General features: G+C 54.4%; 18 protein-coding genes, 1 pseudogene and 1 riboswitch. Of the genes and pseudogenes, 11 read left to right on the top strand and 8 right to left on the bottom strand.

What is annotated here, in order from left to right; genetic code table 11:
* The 8 genes and pseudogenes from RMSM_RS42790 to RMSM_RS19480 form a co-directional block, all read left to right on the top strand.
* A partial coding sequence (locus RMSM_RS42790) for a hypothetical protein (RefSeq protein WP_236622217.1) occupies positions 1–192 on the top strand: 192 nt, incomplete at its 5' end.
* A 69-nt stretch (positions 193–261) separates the two neighbouring features.
* A complete protein-coding gene (locus tag RMSM_RS19510) occupies positions 262–774 on the top strand; it encodes a MarR family winged helix-turn-helix transcriptional regulator (protein ID WP_008699984.1) in 513 nt (170 codons plus the stop codon).
* An 83-nt stretch (positions 775–857) separates the two neighbouring features.
* Positions 858–2325 (top strand): annotated as a pseudogene (locus tag RMSM_RS19505) (YeiH family protein).
* Positions 2322–2570 carry a hypothetical protein gene (locus tag RMSM_RS19500; protein ID WP_040768253.1) on the top strand — a complete coding sequence of 83 codons (249 nt, stop codon included), beginning with the start codon at positions 2322–2324 and terminating at the stop codon, positions 2568–2570. Before RMSM_RS19505 ends, RMSM_RS19500 begins: the two are co-directional and overlap by 4 nt.
* A 487-nt stretch (positions 2571–3057) precedes the next feature.
* Complete coding sequence (locus RMSM_RS19495) at positions 3058–4050, top strand: MDR family oxidoreductase (protein ID WP_008699978.1); 993 nt, start codon at positions 3058–3060, stop codon at positions 4048–4050.
* Between the two features lie 50 nt (positions 4051–4100).
* Positions 4101–5060 carry an NAD(P)/FAD-dependent oxidoreductase gene (locus RMSM_RS19490; protein ID WP_008699976.1) on the top strand — a complete coding sequence of 320 codons (960 nt, stop codon included), beginning with the start codon at positions 4101–4103 and terminating at the stop codon, positions 5058–5060.
* Between the two features lie 63 nt (positions 5061–5123).
* A riboswitch (guanidine-III (ykkC-III) riboswitch) is annotated at positions 5124–5190 on the top strand.
* Between the two features lie 30 nt (positions 5191–5220).
* Positions 5221–5547, top strand: coding sequence for a DMT family transporter (locus tag RMSM_RS19485; protein ID WP_008699975.1), 327 nt, complete (start codon positions 5221–5223; stop codon positions 5545–5547).
* Positions 5548–5651: 104 nt separating this feature from the next.
* The gene (locus RMSM_RS19480; RefSeq protein ID WP_144057785.1) at positions 5652–6914 is read left to right on the top strand and encodes a M16 family metallopeptidase; all 1263 of its coding nucleotides are present in this window, start codon (positions 5652–5654) and stop codon (positions 6912–6914) included.
* 112 nt (positions 6915–7026) lie between these two features.
* On the opposite strand, the gene RMSM_RS41100 is transcribed toward RMSM_RS19480, so the two are convergent.
* Both RMSM_RS41100 and RMSM_RS19475 read right to left on the bottom strand, forming a co-directional pair.
* On the bottom strand, positions 7027–7167 hold the full coding sequence (locus RMSM_RS41100; protein WP_008699972.1) for a hypothetical protein: 141 nt from the start codon (positions 7165–7167) through the stop codon (positions 7027–7029).
* A 100-nt stretch (positions 7168–7267) separates the two neighbouring features.
* Complete coding sequence (locus RMSM_RS19475) at positions 7268–7465, bottom strand: hypothetical protein (RefSeq protein WP_008699969.1); 198 nt, start codon at positions 7463–7465, stop codon at positions 7268–7270.
* A gap of 189 nt (positions 7466–7654) precedes the next feature.
* On the opposite strand from RMSM_RS19475, the gene RMSM_RS41095 reads away from it, so the two are divergent.
* Both RMSM_RS41095 and dnaN read left to right on the top strand, forming a co-directional pair.
* Positions 7655–7792 (top strand): hypothetical protein, encoded by a 138-nt coding sequence (locus tag RMSM_RS41095; protein WP_160168327.1) that lies wholly within the window; start codon positions 7655–7657, stop codon positions 7790–7792.
* Between the two features lie 423 nt (positions 7793–8215).
* The gene (gene dnaN / locus RMSM_RS19465; RefSeq protein WP_008699964.1) at positions 8216–9334 is read left to right on the top strand and encodes a DNA polymerase III subunit beta; all 1119 of its coding nucleotides are present in this window, start codon (positions 8216–8218) and stop codon (positions 9332–9334) included.
* Between the two features lie 21 nt (positions 9335–9355).
* Here the strand turns inward: dnaN and RMSM_RS19460 are convergent, their stop codons facing one another.
* The 6 genes from RMSM_RS19460 to RMSM_RS19435 form a co-directional block, all read right to left on the bottom strand.
* Positions 9356–15628 (bottom strand): carboxypeptidase-like regulatory domain-containing protein, encoded by a 6273-nt coding sequence (locus tag RMSM_RS19460; protein ID WP_008699962.1) that lies wholly within the window; start codon positions 15626–15628, stop codon positions 9356–9358.
* Positions 15629–15914: 286 nt separating this feature from the next.
* Entirely contained in the window at positions 15915–16076 is a 162-nt protein-coding gene (locus RMSM_RS41090; RefSeq protein WP_160168326.1) for a hypothetical protein, read from the bottom strand.
* A gap of 41 nt (positions 16077–16117) precedes the next feature.
* Positions 16118–19177 (bottom strand): AAA domain-containing protein, encoded by a 3060-nt coding sequence (locus tag RMSM_RS19450; protein WP_201767057.1) that lies wholly within the window; start codon positions 19175–19177, stop codon positions 16118–16120.
* Complete coding sequence (locus tag RMSM_RS42060) at positions 19071–19778, bottom strand: hypothetical protein (RefSeq protein WP_008699958.1); 708 nt, start codon at positions 19776–19778, stop codon at positions 19071–19073. Before RMSM_RS42060 ends, RMSM_RS19450 begins: the two co-directional genes overlap by 107 nt.
* A 148-nt stretch (positions 19779–19926) precedes the next feature.
* Entirely contained in the window at positions 19927–21171 is a 1245-nt protein-coding gene (locus tag RMSM_RS19440) for an MFS transporter (protein ID WP_008699956.1), read from the bottom strand.
* 133 nt (positions 21172–21304) lie between these two features.
* Positions 21305–22207: an HAD-IB family phosphatase gene (locus RMSM_RS19435; RefSeq protein WP_008699954.1), complete on the bottom strand. Its 903-nt coding sequence runs from the start codon at positions 22205–22207 to the stop codon at positions 21305–21307.
* A gap of 279 nt (positions 22208–22486) precedes the next feature.
* Here RMSM_RS19435 and RMSM_RS19430 point away from each other — a divergent pair, with 279 nt between their 5' ends.
* Positions 22487–23587 (top strand): GntR family transcriptional regulator, encoded by a 1101-nt coding sequence (locus RMSM_RS19430; protein WP_040768246.1) that lies wholly within the window; start codon positions 22487–22489, stop codon positions 23585–23587.
* Positions 23588–23676 lie beyond the last annotated feature (89 nt).

Raw genomic sequence — 23676 nt, 5'->3', positions numbered from 1 at the left:
AACCCGCCACCGATGATGGCCGTGGTTGGCATGGCAACAAAACTCACAAGGAAAGGAGGGGACATGATCCGTGCCGAGGACACGCATCCAGATGGCAGTTTTTTTACTAAGGGGGGACAGGGAACCAATCTCTGTTACAATGATTCGAAATCAAATACATCAGATCTTGATTCGCGAATATCTTATCGATAAAGTATTGGTGCGTCAACTGATTTCGGTCCTTCACCCGCCTCTACGAATCTCTCCCCTCGGCTGTCTTCGATGAACGACCTTTCCAAAGAACTCCACCGCTGCCAACCTTTCGCGAGCGTTGACCAAGAGGCTGTCGTCAGCTTGGTGCGCACCGGTGACCAACTCGACAATCATTTGGCACGATTCTTTCGCCAACACGACATGACTTTTTCGCAATACAACCTGCTTCGAATCTTGGACATGGAGAACCGTCCTTTGACGTGCAGCGAAATCGGCGAGCGTTTGGTTCAAGTCGTTCCGGCCGTCACGGCACTGGTCGATCGACTGCTGAAACGTGAACTTGTCACCCGAGAGCGGAGTGAAACGGATCGCCGCGCCGTTTACGTCACGATCACCAAAGAAGGTCGCAAGTTGGTCGCCCCGATCGTAGAACACCTACGCATACTCGAACGCGAAGTCATGAGCGATTTAAAACGCAGCGAGCAAAAGGAATTGATTCGGTTGCTGCAGTTGGTGCGAACCAGCATGAACAAAGCGGTCGATCGTCGCGCCAGTGAATCGTTTTCAAGTTCGGGTTTGTAACTCGAATTTCTTGTTGTCCTGTTCCCGTCTCCGTTCCCATCTTGCATTTCCCTTTCCCACCCTCCTACCCACGAATCCCGCCGATGACCTCTCGATCGTCTTCCTCTGTTACACCTCACAATGAATCACCCGATGTCCAATCGGTCGATGGTGAATCCACGATCGCCACGCCACCCCCACGACCGAGTCTATGGAAGGACATGTCGACCAACGAAGATTGGTGGGCGATTTGGTGTGCCGGCTTGTTGCTAATTGTTGCCTTTGCGGCCGTCTGGTTTGGCCAAGGCGAAAACTTGAGCCAGCGCATTGCCGCTGGCGAATCGGTCAGTGTCACCAGTCCGCTGAAACCGTATATCGCAAAACCGGGCAAGTGGACTGACAACCCGCTCGATGCCATCGCGTCCAGTTGGCAAGGCATCCTCGGTGCTTTTTTGATTATCGCGTCGCTGTTTGCAGTCGCCAATCAGATGCGGGGCAAATCCGCGTCGGCTTTCTTGGCCGCTTTCCCCGTCGTGTTTTTGCTGGCGACGCTGGCCTATTGGATGTCGGGGCAAAGCGTGGTCAAAGCCTATAACCTCGAGTATGCGTTGTGGGCGTTGTTGGTGGGATTGATCATCAGCAACACGGTCGGCACACCCAACTTTCTGCGTCCGGCAATCTCGACCGAGTTCTTCATCAAGACCGGCTTGGTTCTGCTAGGAGCGGAAGTGCTGATGAGCCGGCTGCTGGCCTTGGGTTTGCCAGGCGTGTTTGTCGCATGGTTGGTCACGCCCGTGGTCTTGATCACGACATATTGGTTTGGCCAAAAGGTTTTGAAGATCAAATCCAAATCGCTCAACATGGTGATCTCCGCTGACATGTCCGTGTGTGGTGTTTCGGCCGCGATCGCAACTGCGGCGGCGTGCAAAGCCAAGAAAGAGGAACTGTCACTTTCGATCGGTTTGTCATTGGGATTCACCGTCATCATGATGGCAGTGATGCCCGCGGTGATCATCGGCTTTGGGAATGGATCCCATCTTGGGTGGTGCGTGGCTGGGCGGAACGATCGATGCTACCGGCGCGGTAGCTGCTGCCGGTGCGGTGCTGGGCGACGAAGCCCTCGAAGTTGCTGCGACGGTGAAGATGATCCAAAACATTTTGATCGGGGTGACCGCGTTCTGCGTGGCGATCTATTGGGTGACTTTTGTCGAACGAGATCCAGCGGGCCCCAAGATCGGAATCTCCGAAATCTGGTATCGTTTTCCAAAATTTGTGCTTGGCTTCGTCTCGATGTCGATTCTGTTTTCGGTGCTATATTCCTCGTTGTCTGGTGGACCGGAACTGATCAACGCGATGATCGGCGGGTCGACCAAAACGCTTCGCGGATGGTTCTTCTGTCTGGCGTTTGTCAGCATCGGACTGGAAACCAACTTCCGCCAACTGCTGCCCCAGCTCAAAGGCGGCAAGCCACTTGTGCTGTACGTGTGCGGCCAATCGCTGAACATCATCTTGACGTTGGTGATGGCTTACTTGATGTTCAAAGTCGTCTTTGCTGATGCGGTGACACCATGATCCCACGTGGACGCATATACCGCGCCGGTTTGCTGGCGGGATCGATCGCCGTGCTAGGGATCATTTGGATGGTGATCCTGCCCGCGTACGCTCGCCAGCCCCAGATGCGTCAGCATTTGAAGTGGCTGGACGATCAGGGCATCGACCCCAGCGCGATGTACTACACCGAGTTAGCGGTGATGGAAGAGATTCTGGCGAAGCAGCGACAAGCCGAGCTCCGCCGCACCCGCCACCCAGACAACTGATAGTCTGGGCAACCGATAGCCCAGACAATTGATAGTCTGGACGGCTGAAAAAAAATTGGCGGCTTGCTGGCTCCAAGTCAGACCTCGCCGTCATGTTTCGATTCCCGGCCATGTTTCAACTCACGGCCGTTTTTCGATTCGCGGCCGTCTTTCGACTCGCAGCACTGCTCGCTGATTTTTTATCTTTTTCTAACCTATCTCTTTTCGCGCTGTGTCGTCTCCGACGTCACACGACCGTCTCAGTGCAGTCGCGGTTGAGATCCCGATCACAAACATGCCGACTACCGAGACCTAGAAATAGGTTAAAAAGTATTCTGTCGATCAAACGAAACGAAATTGCTGGCGGCGAAGACCCTGGAAATGGCTATTTCCAAAATGGAACCCCCTGCTTGTTTTGCCTTGATGCAAAACCATGCGTGTCATCCTTGCAAGCTAGTCGTAGCACTGCCTGCGAATCATCCCCACACTCTGATCCGAGGATCAAACTATGTCATTTCGTGCCCTTGTCGTTGAAAAGAACGGCGACGCCGACGTGTCGGCCAGCCTCCAGAATATAGGCGAAGACCAATTGCCCCAGGGCGATGTGACCGTGGCGATCGATTACACCACAGTCAATTACAAAGATGGGTTGTGCATGCAAGCTAACAGCCCGTTGGTTCGCGACTATCCTCATGTAGCGGGTATTGATTTTGCAGGAACGGTCGAATCGTCAGATGACCCGCGATACTTTCGCGGTGACAAAGTCGTATTGACTGGTTGGCATGTTGGCGAGACGCATTGGGGCGGCTACTCGCAAAAGGCTCGCGTCAACGGCGATTGGCTCGTCCCGCTGCCAGCCGGGCTGTCGCCAAAGCAAGCGATGGCGGTGGGAACAGCCGGCTTTGCTGCGGCTCTGGCGGTGATGGCGCTGGAGGACCATGGCTTAAAACCCGATCAAGGCGAAGTGCTGGTGACCGGTGCAGCCGGAGGGGTCGGATCGATCGCAACCGCGATGCTGGGCAAACTTGGCTACGATGTTGCAGCCGTGACGGGACGTCCCGAAACCGCAGACTACTTGAAATCACTCGGTGCCAATCGCATCGTCGCTCGCGATGAGATCGATACGGCAATCAATAAACCTCTGGAACGTCCTGTATGGGCCGGCTGTGTCGACGCGGTGGGCGGCGAGATGTTGGCTCGTGTGCTCGGTCAGTTGAAATATGGCAGTTCGGTTGCCGCAGTGGGACTGGCCGGCGGAGCCAAACTGCCCGCGTCGGTGATGCCGTTTCTGCTGCGTGGAATCAACTTGCTCGGCATCGACTCGGTACTGCAACCGTTCGAGAAACGCGTTACTGCTTGGCAACGGATTGCCACCGATCTGCCGCTGGAAAAACTGGATGCGATGATTCGTCCTGCGACCTTGGCCGAAGTACCAATGCTGGCCTCTGAAATTCTGAAAGGCCAGATCAAAGGCCGAATCGTTGTGGATGTGAACGCCTAGCAGAATGGTCGTCGATCTTTCTTCCCTTTTCAAGCAAAACAAAGCAGCCCATGAAACGCAGAGTCGCGATTGTCGGTCAAGGGTTGATGGGGCTTACGTCCGCCCACCGGCTACTCGAAGCCGGTTTCGCGGTGACGCTGTTCAGCAAGGAACCGTTCGACCAGACGACATCGATGTCCGCGGGGGCCTATTGGTGGCCGCACCGAACCTATCCTGTCGACCGCGTCGCTGCGTGGGCAAAGACCACCTACGACGAATACACCAAGCAAAGCAAGGATCCCAATGCAGGCGTCTTTTTCGAGCAACATCTTCGCTTCTGTCTCGATCCCGATGACAGCACGTACGTATTAGACATCGTCGACCAATGGGAACGGGTCGATGGTGCGGATTATGGGATTCGGTGTGCCGAGGCGTTCCGCGTGACAGTGCCGGTGATCGATGTTCCCATCTTTATGACGAACTTAAAGCGTCGCCTTGAATCCGCCCATGCCGAGTTTGTGACGCAATCGATTGCATCAGCAGGTTCCTTGTTTCCCGAGTTTGAACTTGTCGTGAATTGTACGGGGGTGGATGCGCGAGACTTTGCCCGCGACGAACATGTCTTTCCAATTCGTGGTCAAGTTGTCCGGGTCGGCCGTCCCGAGGGGCTTCATCACTCGACGCGGATCTATCAACACGACGATCGGTTCACGCTGGTGCTGCCTCGCACCCACGACGTGATTCTCGGCGGCACGGCGCAAGAAGGGGATTGGGATCGCCGCGAGCGGTCCGCCGATACCGCCGCGATCCTGCAGCGGTGCGGCGAAGTCGTTCCCGAGATCCAAAATGCGCCGCTACTGGGCACCGCCGTCGGGCTTCGTCCCGGTCGACACGCCGTCCGGCTCGAATTGGATACGGCGTCCCCAGGCCAACCGATGGTGCACAACTATGGCCATGGAGGCGGCGGATACACCGTCGCCTGGGGATGCGCCGATGAAGTGGTAGCGTTGGTGAAAAACGCATTGTCGTGATCCCGTTGTCGCTAGTGAGCGACGTCGAACAGCCGGTAACGCTGTTGGCGCCACCGCGACGTTTACTAGAATCGATTTCGCTACGCCCGGACGAGACGCGCCGTACCCGGTCAAGACAAGACGACGCACTTACGATTTTTCGTCCCGTAGGAGCATCGTCATGAAGCCGTGGATCATTTTGTTGGTTGCCGGGTTGTTAGAAACCGCTTGGGCGGTGGGATTAAAATACACCGACGCGTTCACTCGGTTTTGGCCGAGTTTGATCACCGCCATCGCTCTTGTTCTGAGCATGCTGTTGCTTGCGATCGCCGTTCGTGAACTTCCGATCGGCACCGCCTATCCCGTGTGGGTGGGGATCGGCGCGGTCGGCGCCGCGACCTATGGCATGCTATTTCTGAGTGAGCCGGTCTCGTTGCCCCGGATTTTCTTTCTCGCTTTGCTGCTACTCGCGATTATCGGGTTGAAGATGACATCGGTCTCGACTTGACGGATCCTTTGCGACGTTCCCTAACACGCTGAAATCAATAGGGTTATGGTAACCAAAGATCATCGCCCCTACCCTCCTCTTTCCCCCAGCACGTGACCGAGCGAATGATTGATTTTGAATTGATTCCCGGTCCGTTTGATGTCCCGATCTATTTTCAGCGGTTACCGGTCAACACCGTGTCCATGAACTGGTTGGTTTTTGTCGGCAGCGCGGATGATGATCAAGCCGGCGGTCACGGTATCTATCATTGGTTTGAACATCTGCCGTCGCGAGGCACCAAGAAGTTTCCGGGGGGTTATCGCGATACCGAAGCTCGGTTGGTACGGCACGGCGGCGGTAGCGATGCGGAAACCGGATCCACCCACACCTCGTTCAGCGCCGCCAGCCCCAAACGCGTGTGGGCCGAGTCGCTCGAGATTCTCGCCGATATGGTTGGCCAACCGTTGCTGCGAGTCCGCGATATCGAAGCCGAACGCGAAATCATCCTGCAAGAAATCAACGAATGGCATTCCGATCCCTACCATCACTCGCTGTGCCGATTGCCAGCGGTGCTGTGGCCCGGTCATCCGCTAGGACATGATCAGCTCGGTACCGCGAAACAGTTAAAGGCGATTGACGCTCGGCAACTGCGACATGCCCATGCCGCGGGCTACTCTCGCAATCGGTCTGCGTTGTTTGTCGCCGGCGATATCGAGCAGAGTCAACTGATCGACGTGGTGCACTCTTGTTTGGAACCGATGCCCGACACGCCCTTAAGCCCACGAAAACATCCCGCTCACTACGGCCCATTACCGGCTTGGCAGGCGGATCGAGTGACAACGATCGACTCCCCTCACGCCGATTCGATCGTCTACTTGCTGTTCCCCATTCCCCCGACGACCGACGGCATCGAAGCTCACTTGCAGTGGGATTTTTTGGAAGAGGTGTTTTCGGCGGGCGAGTTGGGGTCTCCGCTAAATCGCTTGGTCCGCGAAGATTCACGACTCGCCTACTCGCCCGAATTCATCAGTACCACTTATCCAGACGGTGGCTATGCCGGATTGGTCGCGCAAACGAGTGTGCAGCCAGAATTGGTTCTCGATGCGTTTTGGCGGTTGATTAAAAGTCCCGAGCTTCGTTCGGCCACCTGGCTTGACTATGTCCGCGACACCATCCGCGGCGGGATCGAAATGCATGACCCGAACGCGTGTGAATACACCGACGAAGGCTGTGCAACGCTGGTTCATTATGGCCGCTGCTTGAGCGACCACGAGTACTCGACCAAGATGCTCAGCTACAGCGACCGCGAAGTTGCCGAGTGGATGCAGCGGTTAGTGCCATCCGCTTCACACGCGATTGTTTTTCGCGGCCACGGCGAACACGAATAAGTCATCACGATCGAAGCGGGTCAACGTGAACGTCCATACGAAAAAAGGCTGCCGATACCGAAGTTTCGACAGCCGATCGTGATTTCAGGATTCACTGGGAAGCGAGCTCGATTTACTTCTTGCCCTTTTTCCCTTTACCTTTTTTCCCCTTTTTGCCGCCGCCCTTCTTGCCCTTCTTGCCCTTTAGCGCTTTGGCTTTGTCACTCTTCTTACCCTTCTTGCTCTTGTTCTTCTTGCCTTTTTTTCCAGCCACTTTGCTTCTCCTCTAAAAAAATTGCCGCAGGCATGCTGCTCGCGGACACTGCGTGTATCGGTAAGACCGCCTCACCGATGTTATCGTGATCATCGAGTCGTTAACTCGACGATTCCTCCTTCTTCGCCATTTGCCGACGAGCTTCGCGAACCAACACGCGTCTCGCCCAATTGCTCAACGTGCGGTCATCCAGCTCGGACACCTTCTCAAGCAACGCCAATTCCTTTTCCGTCACTCGCAGGTTGATTCGCTCGCTCAGCTTGTTCTGATCGGATTTCTGTTTCTTAGGTTTAGCCATAATCTTGGTGTTGGCATCCGTCTTCGTTTTTGCCGTCCCTCTTTTGAGCGACGTCTCACATCAACATACGCTGTATGACAAAGTGTGTCATTGTCAGTTATCGTGAAAATCATCATTTTCATTAGATTTCCCGCGATCGGACCGCTCCCGTCACTTGCGGAGCGTCCGGATTAGCGAAACGATAACCCGATGAGCGATTGTGCCAGCTGGACACGGGTGGGCTGGATCACGCAAATGGCGTCGGCGCCGGATCGTCCAGCACGAAGATCCTCGGCACAACAACGTTACACGAGCGTGGTGATGGCCTCGGAAACGACCCGCTTTTGAGCCGATCGGCCGCTTTGAGCCAAGCTTTCAAAACTATTTTTTCCGTGGATAACTTGTTGATTCCCGGTCTGTGCTTGGTGGGCGGTTGTCATCGCGGTCTGTTTGTCCTTTTGTGGTGGTGTTGGCCAGTGTTGGCCTTTCCCCCGGTTATCAACCATTTCCACACCGTGCTTTCACGCTTTTTCCACATCCCTACCAAAACCGCAACTCTATTTATATAAATAGGTTATGATCCGGATTCGGGACTTACCAACAACGGAAGAGCTCGAATTAAGACTACGACGATTTATATATTCTTTAAGCCTTTGAGAGGCACCCAGTGAATGTTCTGCTGTCCAAGGGTTTCACCACTACACACATCCGCCCATGAACCGGTACAACATGGCTACGAAATCTTCTTTCTCTCTGTAAGTCCATGGTTCCATGAAGATCACTTGCCAACGCGAATCGCTCACCGCTGCTTTTGCACTTGCCGCCAGCATCGCTCCGACTCGTTCGCCCAAAGAGATTCTTCAAAATGTGAAGGTGACCGCCTCAGGTTCGCGGATCACTTTGACCGCGACTGACTTGGACGTAGGGATTCGCTTGGACCTCGAGGACGGGGTCGAGGTGGAAACCGAAGGCACGGCGTTGTTGCCGGTCCAACGAACGATGGCGATTCTGCGAGAAAGCAATGACGAAACGCTGTCGATCGAAACCGATGAAGCCGGGATTCGGATTACCGGCAGCCGCAGTAAATTCCGTCTTCCGGGCAACAATCCTGATGAATTCCCCAGCGTTGCGGAATTCACCGAAGACAAATACCACGTGTTGCCGACCCGGTTGTTCCGTGAAATGGTCAAGCGAACGGTGTTTGCCACGGATGCCGAGAGCAGTCGTTACGCACTGGGCGGGGTACTGCTTGAAATGGAAGGCACCTCGGTGGTCGCGGTCGGTACCGACGGTCGCCGCTTGGCAAAAATGGAAGGGACGGGCGAATCCCAAGGTGGCCATCAAACGACGGGAACCAGCACGATTGTTCCGACGCGAGCGATCCAGTTGATGGAACGTGCCGTCAGCGACAAGGATGACACCGTCGACGTGGCGGCCCGGTCCAACGATTTGCTGATTCGCACCCCGCGAGCGGTCATCTATTCGCGATTGGTCGAAGGCCGCTACCCGAATTGGCGACAAGTGTTCCCGAAACGTGAATCGGCCGAACAGATCGACATGGCGGTTGGACCTTTGTTTGCTGCCCTTCGTCAAGCGGCAATTGTGACCGATCACGAGAGCCGAGGTATCGATTTTACCTTTGGTGATGGCACGCTGAAGCTGGAAGCCAGCACGGCTGACATTGGTGAGTCGCAGATCGAATTGCCGATACCCTACGATGGCGAAGCCATCACGTTGACGATGGACCATCGATACGTCGCCGATTTCTGCAAGGTGTTGGATAACGAAACAAATTTCATCATGGAAATCGAATCGTCATCCAAACCTGCTCTATTGACCACCGATGATGGTTTCAGTTACGTGATCATGCCGATGGCCCGAGACCGTTAATGGCCCGTGACCGCTAACGCTCTATCGTGGCGGAGCAACGTCGTGTAACGATGCACCTTTCTCGGGACTGATCACCAGGATGGCAAAACGGGTCGCACCTTTGGCATCATCCGCACTGACGCTCGCGTAATCGAACCGGCCGCGTGAATCGGTGTAACCGTCTTTGTAAAAGCGAACGTCGCCATCGGAATACTTTGCATACACCTTGACGTAGGCAGTATCGATAGGATGGTGAGATTTGGCATCACTGGCCTGCAATTGCCCGTAGCTTTCGGAAACATAGGTCGTCATCTCGCCACCAAAATAGAGAGCCGTGTTTCGCGACGCTCCGGCAACCACTTCGACCAACAACGTTTGTCGACGGCGGTTTTCATCGAGTTCATACCGGGCCACGCCACTAGGCTGATCAAAATCAAGCGTCTCACTTCGCATCGGTTTGACCATCGCCATCCGCTGCAAATCCTCGCGAACAAACGGGGCTTTGCTAAACAGCAACTCGAGATCGACACCGTACAGATTAAGCGTTGCCGACTTAGTTTGACGATGATCGATTCGTAGCGAGTCTCCTTCGACACGCACCAGTACCTCGGGTTGTTCCTCCGCAGCGGAGGCTTGTTTCTGCTCGCGATCTAATACGGACAAATCGCCACGACCCTGCTCGACTGCTTTGGGTTCGCCGCTATTGGGATCTTTCGAAACCAATTGCTCGGTCATCCGCAAATCCCGACGCTGCCTTAATTGGTTGGCAAGTTCAGCAAAGCGAGATTGCCAACGTGGTACCGATTCCTTGCTGCGGTTGTTGGCGATCTGTTCGGCTCGATCATATTGGCCCTGATGCATCGCTAGATAGGCATCCATGTAATCATATTGCAACTGCGTAGCGATCGAATCACGTTTGATTTTGGCAAACGTTTCGATCGCTTCTTCGATGCGGTTCTGGATCAACAGATAGTAGGTCAAGGCAAGTCGTTGGTTTTGCGGGATCTCGTTTTGGAACCCTAGTACACGGACAAAGTCACGATATTGCTCTAAGAACGTCGAGTTCAGAATCTCATTTTCGGCCTTCAAACGATGAATCCGAGCCCGTACAAGCGGAGCGTACTCGAGCATCTCGAAGATCCGCCGCTCCATTGCATCGACATTCAACAGTGGGCTGTCCAGTTCCGGTCCAACTCGTTCGACCAAGTCGTCGACCAGCGACAAATAGGTGTGAATCGCCGGTTCATCACGATACTTTAACGAATAAGCCCAGAGTTCCGTTTCGGGGATATTGGCACTCCGCAACACCTTGATGACGGCTTGATAGACGTCTGGCTGTCGCATGCGATGAGCGACCAACATCCAATCGAGATCGTAAAGGTTCGCAGTGGCCAAGAATTCGGTAATCTCCGCCGCGGTGCCGCTACGGGCAACTTTCTCCCACGTTTGCTTAGATGATTCGGTAGGCTGATCGACGACGTTAAACGAGCGAGGATTGGCTTTGGCGAGCAGTTCGCCCTCACTAGCGACAGTCGCCGGATAGTGCGGAAAATCGCCTGGGCTGGGAAAGTAGAACTGATACTCGACCGCTTGGACCGCAAACGGATCCAACGAGATGGTCTTGCTGTCGGTCACTTGGCTGCCGTTTAGCGGCAAACTGCCCTCGGGGATTTGCCAAAACACGTCGACGATTTGCTGATCGCCGGTGGGATTCGAGATGACCGTTTGCCCCTTGTAGGCGACTCCCGTTAGAAACTCTTTGGGTTCCTCGGATCGGCGGTACTGGTTCGGTGGCGGCGCGGTGGCCGACGAGAACCGCTGTCCCACCAAAATACTGCTTTGATTTTCATCATTGGTCTGCAGCGAACGCAAACGTTTCATCACGACAGCCACCGGATGCTCCGGAGCATAAGGTTGGTCTTGGTCGTTGGGCAAACCAATCTCACCCGGTTTCAGTGGCAACCCACACATAGCGATCGCCACCAAGGCAGCATGACGGTTACTAACCGGGTGTAGCAGATGCGATGAAACCGGTGGATGTTCGCTGTCGGAGAGCGCTAAATCGGCCCAAAACGGATCGACTTCGATTAGCAAGTCTGGGTACGCTTCGCCCACGGTGCGGACTTGATCCCACTGGCTCTCGGCCCATTGTTTGGTCGAATCCAGGTCACGAAAGAAGGCGAGTTCCGCATCTTCAGAGCGGCGAGAGAACCGTCCCAAGCTGCGCGATTCGTTTTCGTGTGGGACATTTTTTTCGCTCAACTTTTTAAAGTCTTTTAGTTCAAGCGATCGTCGTTTTCGAGCAGGAGCGGCTTTTGCTTTACCGCTTTGTGGCATCGCACCACCACCGAAACCGAAGCCGCCGCCTCCCATTCCACCGCCACTGCCGCCGAATTCTTCGTTTTCCGCGATGGCTCCGAACAACATATCGCCAGCAAAATCATCAAACATAGCATCGGCTTTCAGCGCACTTTCAATATTGATGCGGACTTGCTGGTAATTGGTGTCCTGCCGCTCAACTCGCTCTTTGAGTTCGCGGCGAATAGCATCGCGGACTTCCGGGACGCGGATCGCCAACAATGCCCGCTCGGCGAAATTGAGTTGGTTGTACTGCCACAGCGAGGTGTAGGGTTTTAGATCGTCCTCGAGCAGCCAATGATCGACAAACTGCTTTTCCTTCTTGTTGGCGAGATAGGGCCGGATGACCTCGTCAAAGAAGTTGCGATCGTGTGCCCACAAAAACAGATGCAGCTCGTGGCTGGCCAGCCGTGAATAGGCTTCGAGTTTGGCGGTCGTGTCGAGGTGATCCCAGGCGGCAAGCGTGTCGAATTCATCAAGACGATCGTCGTGAACCAAGGTGCGATACAGTTTCAACAATGCACCCACACTTCCATAGACTTGCAATTGAGCCGAACCGAGTTGTTGGATATCGAGCGGTTTGTCTTCGGAGACAACCGTCACGGCTCGCTCGAACGAGACCGCTTTGTCGGCATCGATCGCGTTGGCGAGTCGCAAATCAAGAGTTTCCACCTCTTCAAGCGGTGCGGTGAGTGTTCGCTGGATCACGGTCGATGGATCGCTGACGATGATTTGAAGGATCGGTAATCCATCGATCAGTTTGGCAGGCACAGTGACGCGGCCGTCCGCATCAGGCCGCAGATTCGTGATCGTGACGCCGCAATCGGCCAGGAAGTCATAATCGGAAGTCGCGGATTGTTCAGTACCGGCTTCGCGATCCGCTTCGGATCTCATTCGCGAGGACGGTTGCGCCGAGGCACTTGGCATCGGTTCATCGCCCGCCGTCGCGGTTTGGCTGGTGTTTTGGGTCTCTTCGGTTTCCCAAGGATTCAAGATCACGCTGGGCTGTGGCAACATCACACCGGGATACTTGGCCGCATAGCGGCGATTCAGCACGTATTGGTATTCGTCGCCGAGTCGCAAGTCGCTGATGTAACCGCATTTGGGTAACGACACGCTCCGTCCTTGTAGTGGCGGCGTAGGCAGGTTCAGTTGATCGGCCGCGTTGACCACGTCGAAATAGCGTGATGCGATCACGTGAACACGAGCCAGATCGGTGTCACCGGACAGTTGGATTTGCAATCCCTCAGCATCCTTTGCGATCGATGCCACCCCAACAGGCACGGTGGATGCTATTTGTCGATGCCGAACGACTCCCACGGCAACATCGTCGATCACCGGCCCGCTGACGACCGCGATAGCGGTTTTTGCCGCGGTTTGACGATCGATCAATCGATAATCTCCCGCATCGAGATCTTTGATGCGAAGCAAACCGTTTTCGATCAGCAATTTGTCACTCAAATCGGCGTCGTTGACACCTGCGCGTAGTTGGATCAAGCGGTAGCGATCCGCAGCGGCATCGGGCGCTACGACGACTGGCAATTCGATGCCGATATCGGTCGTGGTGTGAATGGTGTTGGGCCAAAAGACTTGGTCAAGTTGCAAGTCACGGGTATGACGCGGCCCTGAACCGGCGGCAAAGCTAATTTGTTTGACGTAGGGCAGCGACGACAAACGCACTCGACCATTTTCATCAGTTTGTAACGTTTGTTTGATCTCGGAACTTCGCACCTCGGTCGATAATGAAACCGAAACCGTTGCCCCGACAATCGCTTCACCGGATCGACCACGAACCTCGATGACGTATTCGTCACCATCACGCGTCAAAAAGGCATCGTGAGTCGAATTGGTTTGCCGAATGGTAGCGATTTGCCACTGTTCGTCGGTATACAGCGTGTGCAGTTGGTTCGTCGACAGAGAGCGGATCTTACCACTCAGCGTCACATAGACTTGTTGTAAGCGAGCAGGGGCTCGAAACGGTACGACCAGATCGCCATGAGAATCCAACGTGATGTCGTCGATTGTTTTCGTCGTTGCAATGCCATCCAGATCGATCGCTTCGATCCGAACGCTCAGATCAGTCAACGCAGACGGATCCAGCGGGGTGCTTCCCATTGTCACGCGAGGACGAATCAACAGCGAACTGCTATCACCCGATTGCACTTGAGTGTGATCAAGATACATCCCTGCTGACAATGAGTAGTCTTCGATGAGATGCGAAAATTTGATTTTTTCGGCAAGTTCACCATCGGTGATGATGGCGTCGCGGTGGGTGGCTTCGGACACCGGCGGTAAAGAAACGGATCCCGAATCATCCGCCAAGAATTCGCGTCCCGCCACAATCATGCGGGCATTTGCGATCGGTTTACGATTTTCGTCGATGATCGTGAATTTCATTCCATCGGCGGTAATCGCGTCGACGTGATGCAGTTCGCCGCGGCGAATCATCGCCCGAGCACGGACGCCTTTGCCGACCAAATCCACCACCCAGACGCCTCGGCCGTGGATTTCGTCGAGTTCTAAAATTTCCCGATGACGCTGAACCGCAGGCTGGTTGTAGCTGATTTTTCGCTCGTGCGTGGCGACCAATCCATCAAGATCAATGTCGGTGTCCAGCGGTTCTTGGTGCGTTCGCAAGAAGGCAAGTGAGTTGATCTCATAGATGCGAAGCACAAGTTCGTCAACGTTTTTGACGTCGACAATCAACTGTGCCGGATCATCGCTCGCAAATCGCGGTTTGTTTTGGGGAGCGAGTCGCAACTGTACCGAATCACGGATCGCTTGCCGCTCGGCAGGCGAAAGCAGACGATACCATTGTTGTTCGTCGCCAATGCCGAACATCAGTTTTGTCTCGGCGAAGACGCGGCGAAGGTAATCGGGCTGGATCAGTTCCGCGAACACATCGGAGTTGGCCGCGTCTTTCAAGAAATGTTCGAGATACACACGGACCAGCGAGATTTCGTCACCAATCGGTGGCAACAGTGCCATCGGCATAAAGTTTTCGCCCAAATTTGCTTTTGTCGCCGGACGTTTTGCCCATTCGGGATGCACAATCGGACTGTGACGCGGCAACGCGAGATAACGCAAAAAGAGGTCAAGATCGTAGTCACCGGCTGCCAAATTGGCCTCGAGCAAGCGAAATGTCGCCGAGGCCTTTAGCGAGTTGTAACTTGGCGGCAGCGTGCGGACATACGCATCGACTCGTTTCAAATAGGCAAGTCGCTCATCGGCTTGCTGAGACAAATCGACATCGTCACTCGGACGCAGTCGCAATAACTTGGCCGAAACAAACGGGTTGTCGTCGGCGATTTCGGGAACGGCCGCGGCAACGCGATCAAGTTCCGCGAGCGTCAGCACTTGATGAGCCGCCAGATCGCCGAAGCGAACGTCTTGTTTACGTCGCGATTGCAGTTCGCGGATGACCAGCTCGTCAAGGTTTGGGATCGTCGCATGATCGACTCGGGCGAGAAAGTCATGCAGATTCAGTTTCAGTCCCGCAGTTTCACCGCTGCGATACTTTTCCGCCAATCGCTGCATTCCGATCGGCAGTAGCGTGTCATCCTGCTGCACCGCTTCTCGTACCAAACGATCGAGGTCCAGCAGCGCGACATCAAACTGGCTCGGGTAGCGTCGTTCACCTTTGACCGGCGGTGCAGGATGATGCAATTGGACACCGAGTCGTTTGACCAAATGATCAATCGTTCGCTCGGGGGTTTGCGAATAGGTCAGCAAGCGTTGCCGATCGATCATGCCACGAATGACCGCGGTTTCACGTCCTTTGTTCTCGGCCAACCAATCGTTCAGGACGACTTCGGCGCGGTCCAATTGGCCCGAGGTTTGGTAGTGCAAACAGTGAAAAAAGTAATAGTCGTCACTGCCCGGGATCAGCTCTTCGAGAAACGCCTCGCGATCGTCGGACAAAGCGTATCGTTCCATGATGCCGATGGGTTCAGCCATGACATTTCCTAAGGCGAGTGAAAAGACAAGAACGAAACCGAATAGGGCCCGGTGGGGCGAAGTCGCAAGCATGACAGCAGGTTCCAGGTGCAGAAGGAGATGGCCAACGCCATTATAGATCGCGTGAACGGCATAGTCACAACGATTCGCCGCATCCTGTTATTAGTGCGAAAAAGACAAATACGCACGAAAATACGCGGAAAACTGGGAAAGAAGCCCAGCATTTCAAGAGCCGAGGGCAAGTGGGCCTCAGAACCGCTTCGCTCTACCTAAGTAGTCTTGGAGACTACATTTCACCGTCGGTCATCAGTTGACTTCGCAGATCGACCCGTTCTTGCGAATGGATCTGTAGCAAGCGAATCGTCGTCGATATGCTGTCGAGCTTGAATGTGCTCAACGTGAAAAGAGAAGAAGCTAGCGGCAGACTGAGGAAGATGGCAGTACTCACACTGATTTCCAGCTCGGTCTAAAACAATTCGTCGAATTTATTTAACTTGGTTTCAGTACAACAATTTGCTTGGCAGACATCGTTTCGGGTTGTTGTTTTGTTGGTGTTTCATTGGCAAAACAGGCGTATTTGACGCCTTCGTTTTCGAACCAGAACAGGGGTTCCGCCAGCAAAGTGCCATCGTCGTCGGTGATCGGTTCTTGACGAATGTCAAAACGCGTCCATAGATCGGCTATCCATTTGCGGTGCTCTCGTCCAATGACTTCTAAAATGTCGTTTTGATCTTCTTGGGCGCTGGTAGATGTCTCGATCTCCGGCGTCGCGTTCATCGCTTTCACACAGTGTTCAATCGTTCGGCACAACCGCCCCGAAGCCGTCGACCCGGTTCGGGTGCAGTACAACGCCAACAACGACCGGGCCCGTGTCATCGCGACATACAAATTGCGAGCGAGAATGTCGCCGTTACCCGTGACAAATTGGTCGACACAGGGAACCATCACGACCTCGGATTCATACCCTTTGTAAGAATGTGATGTCGTCACGATCAACGTGTTGGCATGACGTTCGAATGGACGATTGGTTTGAACCGATAACTCGACATCGATTTCGGCTAACTTGGGTGCTAGTTTTTCTTGCAGCAACGAAACGACGGACTTGCCGTTGTACAGTAAACAGATGTCGTTGGGTGAGATCCCTTCCTGTTGGATCAAATACTTCAAATGAGTCGCGATTGCCTCGATCTCAGCCGTGCGGTGATCGAAGCAGTGCAAGATCGGCTTGGGGCCTTCGATCTGGTTAAACCGAACGTTTAGCCATTCGAGCCCGTTGCGTTTGGTTCGTTCCAACAACCCCATGCTCAATAGCTCGTTCTGGTCATGACGTTGATCCCGAGGTGTTAACCGCTGTAACACGTTGACGGCGAGCTCGGCGATCGGAGCGGTCGAACGAAAACTTTCTCGCATGATCGTACTGCGACCCCGCATGTCGAGTCCAAAATCAGACCATTTCGGCGTCTTGCGGCCGTAAATGTTTTGCGCATTGTCATAGAAGATATGGGCGGATCGGCTGTTGGAATCTTCTGCGTCCGTTTGCTCGACGACGGACAACAACAGTTTCAATACCGAAGGCCCCATGTCTTGGGCTTCGTCAATAAACAGTGCAGAACATCGTGGCAGCAACTCCGATGCATCCTGACGACTCAGGAACTGTTCAGCCGCACGGTCATAATCAAAATCAAAACTTTCCATCGACAACGCGACGTTGGGAAGCATTCCTGACAGCACGTCTTTGACATGCAACAGATGCACTTTGTCCCAGGGAAACGGTTGCTGTGGAAACAGTTCTCCCTCAGAGAGGCTTTCCCACGCTGATTCGATTGATTCGCGAAGCAGTTTGTGTAGCGAGCGATTGGCATAGACCGCCCAAATGCGAAGATCGCTACTGCCTTCGAATCGCTTGACAGTCTTGGCGAGCCAGTTGCATAGGACGATCGATTTCCCGCTGCCTGCCACACCGCGAACCAATCTCGGTTTCCCGTCAAGAATCAAATTGGTCAGCCGCTGTTGCTCTTCGGAAAGCACCATTTTCATTCCTTTGCGATTGGCAACCTGCAATCCCATACTGCGATTGCCCACGGGCGACGTTTGATAATGTGAACGGGCCTCGGCAACGTTTGAACCCTTGCCCATCGGATGAAAACCCTTGCCCCTTCGGCTGACCGTTTCCCAGCGAAACAAATCGCCCTGTGGTTTCAGCGCGCTGGGCGTCAGATGGTGTTTCAATGGTTTTAGATACGGTTCTTCCATTTCATTGCGACTGGTCAACACGATGACCGCTTCGCGAGCCCGACTGAGTGCCACGTTGACGAGCCGTTTCCATTCGTCGTAGGGCCAATTGTAGCTGCCGGCATTGACTGTATCGAAAATCACAATGTCCGCTTCGGAACCCTGTTGGCTGTGAACCGTCGAGGACTCCCAATTCGCCAAATCCCACTCGGCAAACAATTTTCCAACCACTTGAGCCTGAGCTTTGTAGGGCGAAATGAACAGACCGTTGGCGGCCCGCATCTCAGGGTCGACAAACATTTTTTGAAGTACTCGTGGCGTGATCGAGCGTATCCAACTCTTGTTGCCCGGTCCTCGCTGGGCTCGGATCGCCGCTAGGTCGGTGGGCTCTTCATCCAGTACGTACCAGATCGCTCGCGAATGATCGCCGAGAGTCGGCGGAATTTGCGAACGCCGATTTTTGGTTTCCGCGGCCGTGCTCAGTAATCCTTGGTACTGATACTCCGATACGACACGACAAACATCTGGATGCATTCGTCGCTGTTCGGCCAGCACGTGAACCGCTTCGCTAGTGTCTGAAAATTGTTCGAGATGACTGAGTCCGCTGCTGGCCAACCAAGTCTGTTGACGAGTGGGCAGGATTCGCGAGATACGGCTGATCGGTGCAAGCTGTTTCGAGTCACCGACGACGACAACGCGTCGTGAAGCCAGCAGCGACAACGCCGCGATCGCGGTTCGTGAAATCAGCCCCGCTTCGTCAATAAAGATGGTCGTAAACGGAGCGTCGCCATCCTCCAAAATCTTGCTGACCGTTTCGTCCCGCAGAAAGCTGGTGGCTTTGAATGCCGTCGCAATCACCACCCGGACATCGGGATCGACAAAGAGACGTCGGCTTTGACCATTTCCCTTGGCCTTCAATTCACCGATCTGTTTGCGAGTCAACGCCTTGTCTTCCCAACTGTCGAATTGCCGGAGCTGGTTGGCGAGGTCATCGATCTTATGAAGCACTTCTGACTCGGTGCCTTGCAGCATCGATTGTAGCTCCGCCGCAGCAAACGATCTCAGCGAGGCTCCCTTACCAATACGTAGCAACTGTCCCTCGGCCAAGGCATCATTTGAACGGTTGCGTGTGGCATTGCCGATCGATAACGCTACCGCATCGGAGGCACGATTGGTCGTTGAAACGACAAGGATCCGCTCGCTGTCATCATCAAGCACCGCGGCAATCTGTTGCCCGGTCGTATAGGTCTTGCCCGTGCCCGGCGGTCCCCACAGAATCGACCAGGCACGTTGCCACCATTCTTGCAGTTCCGCCAAACCGACATTTGCTGGGGTTGCGATTACCGGATGAACGTTGCCTTGCGTGGCATTCAAACGTTCCGGCTAGTTTTTTACGGATTTCAGCGTACTCGGCCGCATTGTAGACGGCATCTAGTACCGAAAGAAACTCGAACGGCCGGACGAAAAAGGATCCGGTGCTGGGGATCGATTCGGGGTTGTCCAGACTGACGAACAGACAACCGTTGCGTTCATCGACCTCCAAGATTTCGCCAGACCAATCGACGCCGTCATCCACGTCGGCTTGCTCATAAGCGAAATCCGAGGCGTCCTCATCAAACATCTTTGGACGAAACGCCTTGGCGCCTTCCCAAGTCCAATCAAACTCGACCGAGCTGCCCAGATGGATCACGCATACGACGCCGCGATCCCGTTCGGCAAAGATGCTGACACGACGACACCGCAGTCGTTTCCATTTCGAGCAGTCGCGGAATTCCTGGCGAATCGCGGTTGCTGCATCCTTCAACAGTAATTCGTCGCCGGAGGGCAAGTCGAATTCGGACACAAAGCGAGCGGGACGAAACAGATCATCCTGTGTCGCTGTATCGTCCGACTCGGCCTCCTGAAACGCTTCTTCCATCCGACTTGTGTATCCCTTTGCCCCAAAGTATCGTCGCCAACCATTGTATCGGTGGTATGACGTCTCGTCAGGGTCGCACATACCATCCGCACCACCGGATTCGGATGGTGCGGGGCGGGCGAAAGTGACACGTTTGTTGTCGCCAGACTTACTGGCGACGCGGCCGCGTGGCGGAGGCCAACGTCATCGTGACTAGCATCGTTCCGGCCAACGTGCTCAGTGCGACTCGCAGGCTGACCCATTCGGATAGCAAGCCGATCAGAGGTGGGCCAAGCAGAAATCCGAAGTAACCGATCGTGGAAACCGTCGCCAACGCGACTCCAGGTGAACTGCCTGGCAACTTGCCGCAGGCGCTGAAGACCGCTGGAACAATCGTGGCCAAACCGGCTCCGATCAGTGTGAATCCGATCATTGCCGTGACCACGTGATAGGAAGTGACTACGATCAAAACGCCGATCATTGCAACAAACGCACACACGCGAACCTGCTTGACCGGACCCAACCACGCAGAGAAACGGTCTCCGGCAAATCGACCCATCGCCATCGCGATCGCGAAAGTCGCGTACCCCATCGCGGCGACACCTTCGCCGATTCCGAGCACCTGATGCAGCAGCACGGCACTCCAATCGGCCATCGCTCCTTCACCCGCCATCACGCAAAACGCAATCACACCTAGCACCAGTGTCGTGTGTCGTGGGGCGCGATCGTGGGCCGGCAAATCAGCTACCACGCTTGCCGCATTCCGATTTTGTCGGCTGAGAGTTTGATCGCGCGATGCACGCTTGTCTTCGACTCGGTCGTGCAACAATCGAGCAATGATCGGAACCGTGGCCGTGGTAAACACCGCGGCCACCAGGATGAAATGCCAACGAACGTTTAAACCGCCCATCGCAATCAGACTGCCCGCTAACGCACCGACCAATCCACCGATACTCCACAAAGCATGGATTGACGAATTGATCTGCTGGTTCATGCGGCGCTCGACTTCGAGCGCTTGCACATTCATGGAAACATCCAACATCCCATGACCGACACCGAATAGAAACAACGCAGCGATCAGCATGGCCAAACTGGGCATCAGCGAGATCGTGGGCAGCCCGATCAGATAAAACGCTAAACTGATCGCTGCAATCCGCCGACTGCCCAATCGCGAACAAAGCCAGCCCGCGCAGGGCATCGCGACCACGGCACCGGCGGCCACCACCATCAGTGCTAGCCCCAACGTTCCATTGGAAAGTTGGAACTGGGACTGAATCGCAGGAATTCGCGTTGCCCAGGTCGCATACAGAAAACCGTTCAAACAGAACAGCGCACGCACTGCCCATAGCGATGCGTTTATCGGCATCGCCGCAGGTGGACAAATCAATTCGTGAGGATGGATGACGTTCGCCATGATCAAATGCAGACTGCTTTGGTGGGGGAAGACGGATCAAACGTCCGCTGGGATGACCATGGATCAAACCATGCAACCCAGCGGAACCGTCATCTAGAAAAAGGGGACACACCGCGTAAGAGTCGAAGCGTGTTTAGACGGCATTGAGCGGTACGTCCGCAGTATCGTTCTCGGTAGCGGCGATCGCCAGCCGATCGACTTGGGTCTTTTCCCAGCCCTGAACGTCGAGTCCGTGTTGTTCGAACAGCTCGCGAATCTGCGATCGATCGGTCCATCCGATGACATCTTCGAGGATCGGAATCAGCACACTAAACGCGTTGTCGCTCAATACAGTGCGACGAGCGATCGGCGCCAGGTGGGTGTTTTCCGATACCGCGATCGTGTACCCCTCACAGCGGTTCAGGTGCAGCATGACGTGAACATCCGAGCTGCCGTCGCCAAGGTAGACAATCCGATCCCATGGAATACCAAGTTGTTCTTGCAACTGGTCCAACACAGTGACCTTTCCGTATCCAGCCGTCAATTTTGACACCGACGTGATCTCACCCGTTTCAGGATGGAAATTCAGCCGCGTTCCAAAAATACGTTCTGGTGGGACGATGCCTTCGAGTGCCGAACATACGACCTCTTCGGGCGATGCCGATACCACGTAAAACGTGAAACGATGGCCATCAATTCCCTGCTGCAGCAGTTCCATGAGCGGAGCCAAGTTCTTTTTCAAACGAATCCGTTTACCCGCTTCCCACAAATGTTCGCGGCGGACTTGGCGATAGTCAGGGTCGTGCAGCAACAGGTACGTCAATTCTCCACCCTGCTGGACCAAATGTGAATTCGCCAAACCGTTCACTTTCGCTTCGAAGTCCGATAGCCCCAGCATCGCGCTGAGTTCAACTCCGGTGTCATTGAAGCTAAGTGTTTGATCAAAGTCGCTGGCGATCAGATAGTGCTTCCGACGCGAGGACGATTTTGGTTCCAACAAATCCTCGAAGATTGAATGTGAGTTGACCGAACGTTCAACCGGAATGGTCTGGTGCATGTTCGTCTTCCTATTGCCCTATGAGTTTCATTTCAGATGGAATTCACGTGAACCCGGCGACGCTGCGATGCAGGCCGCCTTCGCCGTGCTCTTCGTCGTCAATCCTACGGAGATGCCAACAAATGGTATAGACAAATAGGGTCAGAACGCCAAAATAGCTGTTAGGTTTTAATCGCAACCTGTTAGTGACAATCCGCTGATAGCAGTCTTGGGAAAAATGGTGTCCATTGACGGATTTCAACTACTTAATTTCTTCATGTTTGAAAAAGCTAATGGAAAATGGCAGATCCAAAATACAAGCAAATAGCCCAGGAATTAATGGCTGAAATCACAGCCGGTAAGTATCAACCAACGGGGCGGTTGCCAAGCGAAGCGCAGCTTGTCAAGCGTTTTGATGTGTCGCGACCTACAGCGGCGTTGGCGCTCCGTCAGCTGCAAGATCAAGGCTTGGTGGTTCGTCGCGCCGGCTCGGGCAGCTTCGTACGGCACCACCCAGGTAAGATGGAATCGGGACAGCAACAAATTGGGCTGCTTGTCCCAGAGATCAACGAGACCGAGATTCTCGAAGTGATTTGTGGCGATTTAGCCAGACTGTCGAGATTGCATGACTTTAGTCTGTTGTGGTCCGCAGGCGTTGATGATGATTCGGAAGACATTGCGCGAACGCTGTGCAAGCCGTTTCTGGATCAGAATGTCAGCGGAGTGTTTTTTGCGCCATTCGAGCTGCACGAGCAGAGTCTTGAACTGAACCAGAGGATTACCCGTCAATTGCGGCAGGCAGGGGTTTCGGTGGTCCTACTGGATCGTGACATTCACCCGTTTCCATCCCGCAGCGAATTCGACTTGGTGGGCATCGACAATTTCGCCAGCGGGTACCTTGCCGCGTCACACTTATTGAAACTGGGGTGTCGACGATTGTTCTTTCTCGGGCCTCCCTTGGCGGCACCAACGATTCTGCATCGAATCGCCGGAGCTCGCGAGGCCGCACTGACGTATCAGGGGCCGCGGGAACAAGACATTCAGTTCGACGTCCAGCGTCTGCAGGCGGACGACGACAAAACGGTCAAAGAAATCGCGGCGAAATCGGACGCGATTATCTGCTCGAACGACCGGTTGGCAGCGACGCTCATGCAAACGCTGGCGCGACTCGGAATCGCGGTGCCGTCGGATATCCGCTTGGTCGGTTTTGATGACGTGAAATACGCACAACTGCTAACCGTTCCGCTAACCACCATCCATCAACCGTGCCGAGACATAGCGATGGTGGCATTTCGAGCGATGTTAGACAGCATCGAAAAGGTGGTCGTTCCTCCGAGACATTGTCTGCTGCCGGGCCAATTGATCATTCGTGAATCATGCGGCGCCTACCTGAATCACTGAACGCGATTCATCAAACAGAGCATGTGTTCTTCCACCATCACGACACCCAGCGGCCAATCGCCATCTACTTTGGCGACCATTGGGGGATG

Source organism: Rhodopirellula maiorica SM1 (assembly GCF_000346295.1).
Classification (GTDB): domain Bacteria; phylum Planctomycetota; class Planctomycetia; order Pirellulales; family Pirellulaceae; genus Novipirellula; species Novipirellula maiorica.
This window is presented reverse-complemented; position numbering and strand designations above follow the sequence as displayed.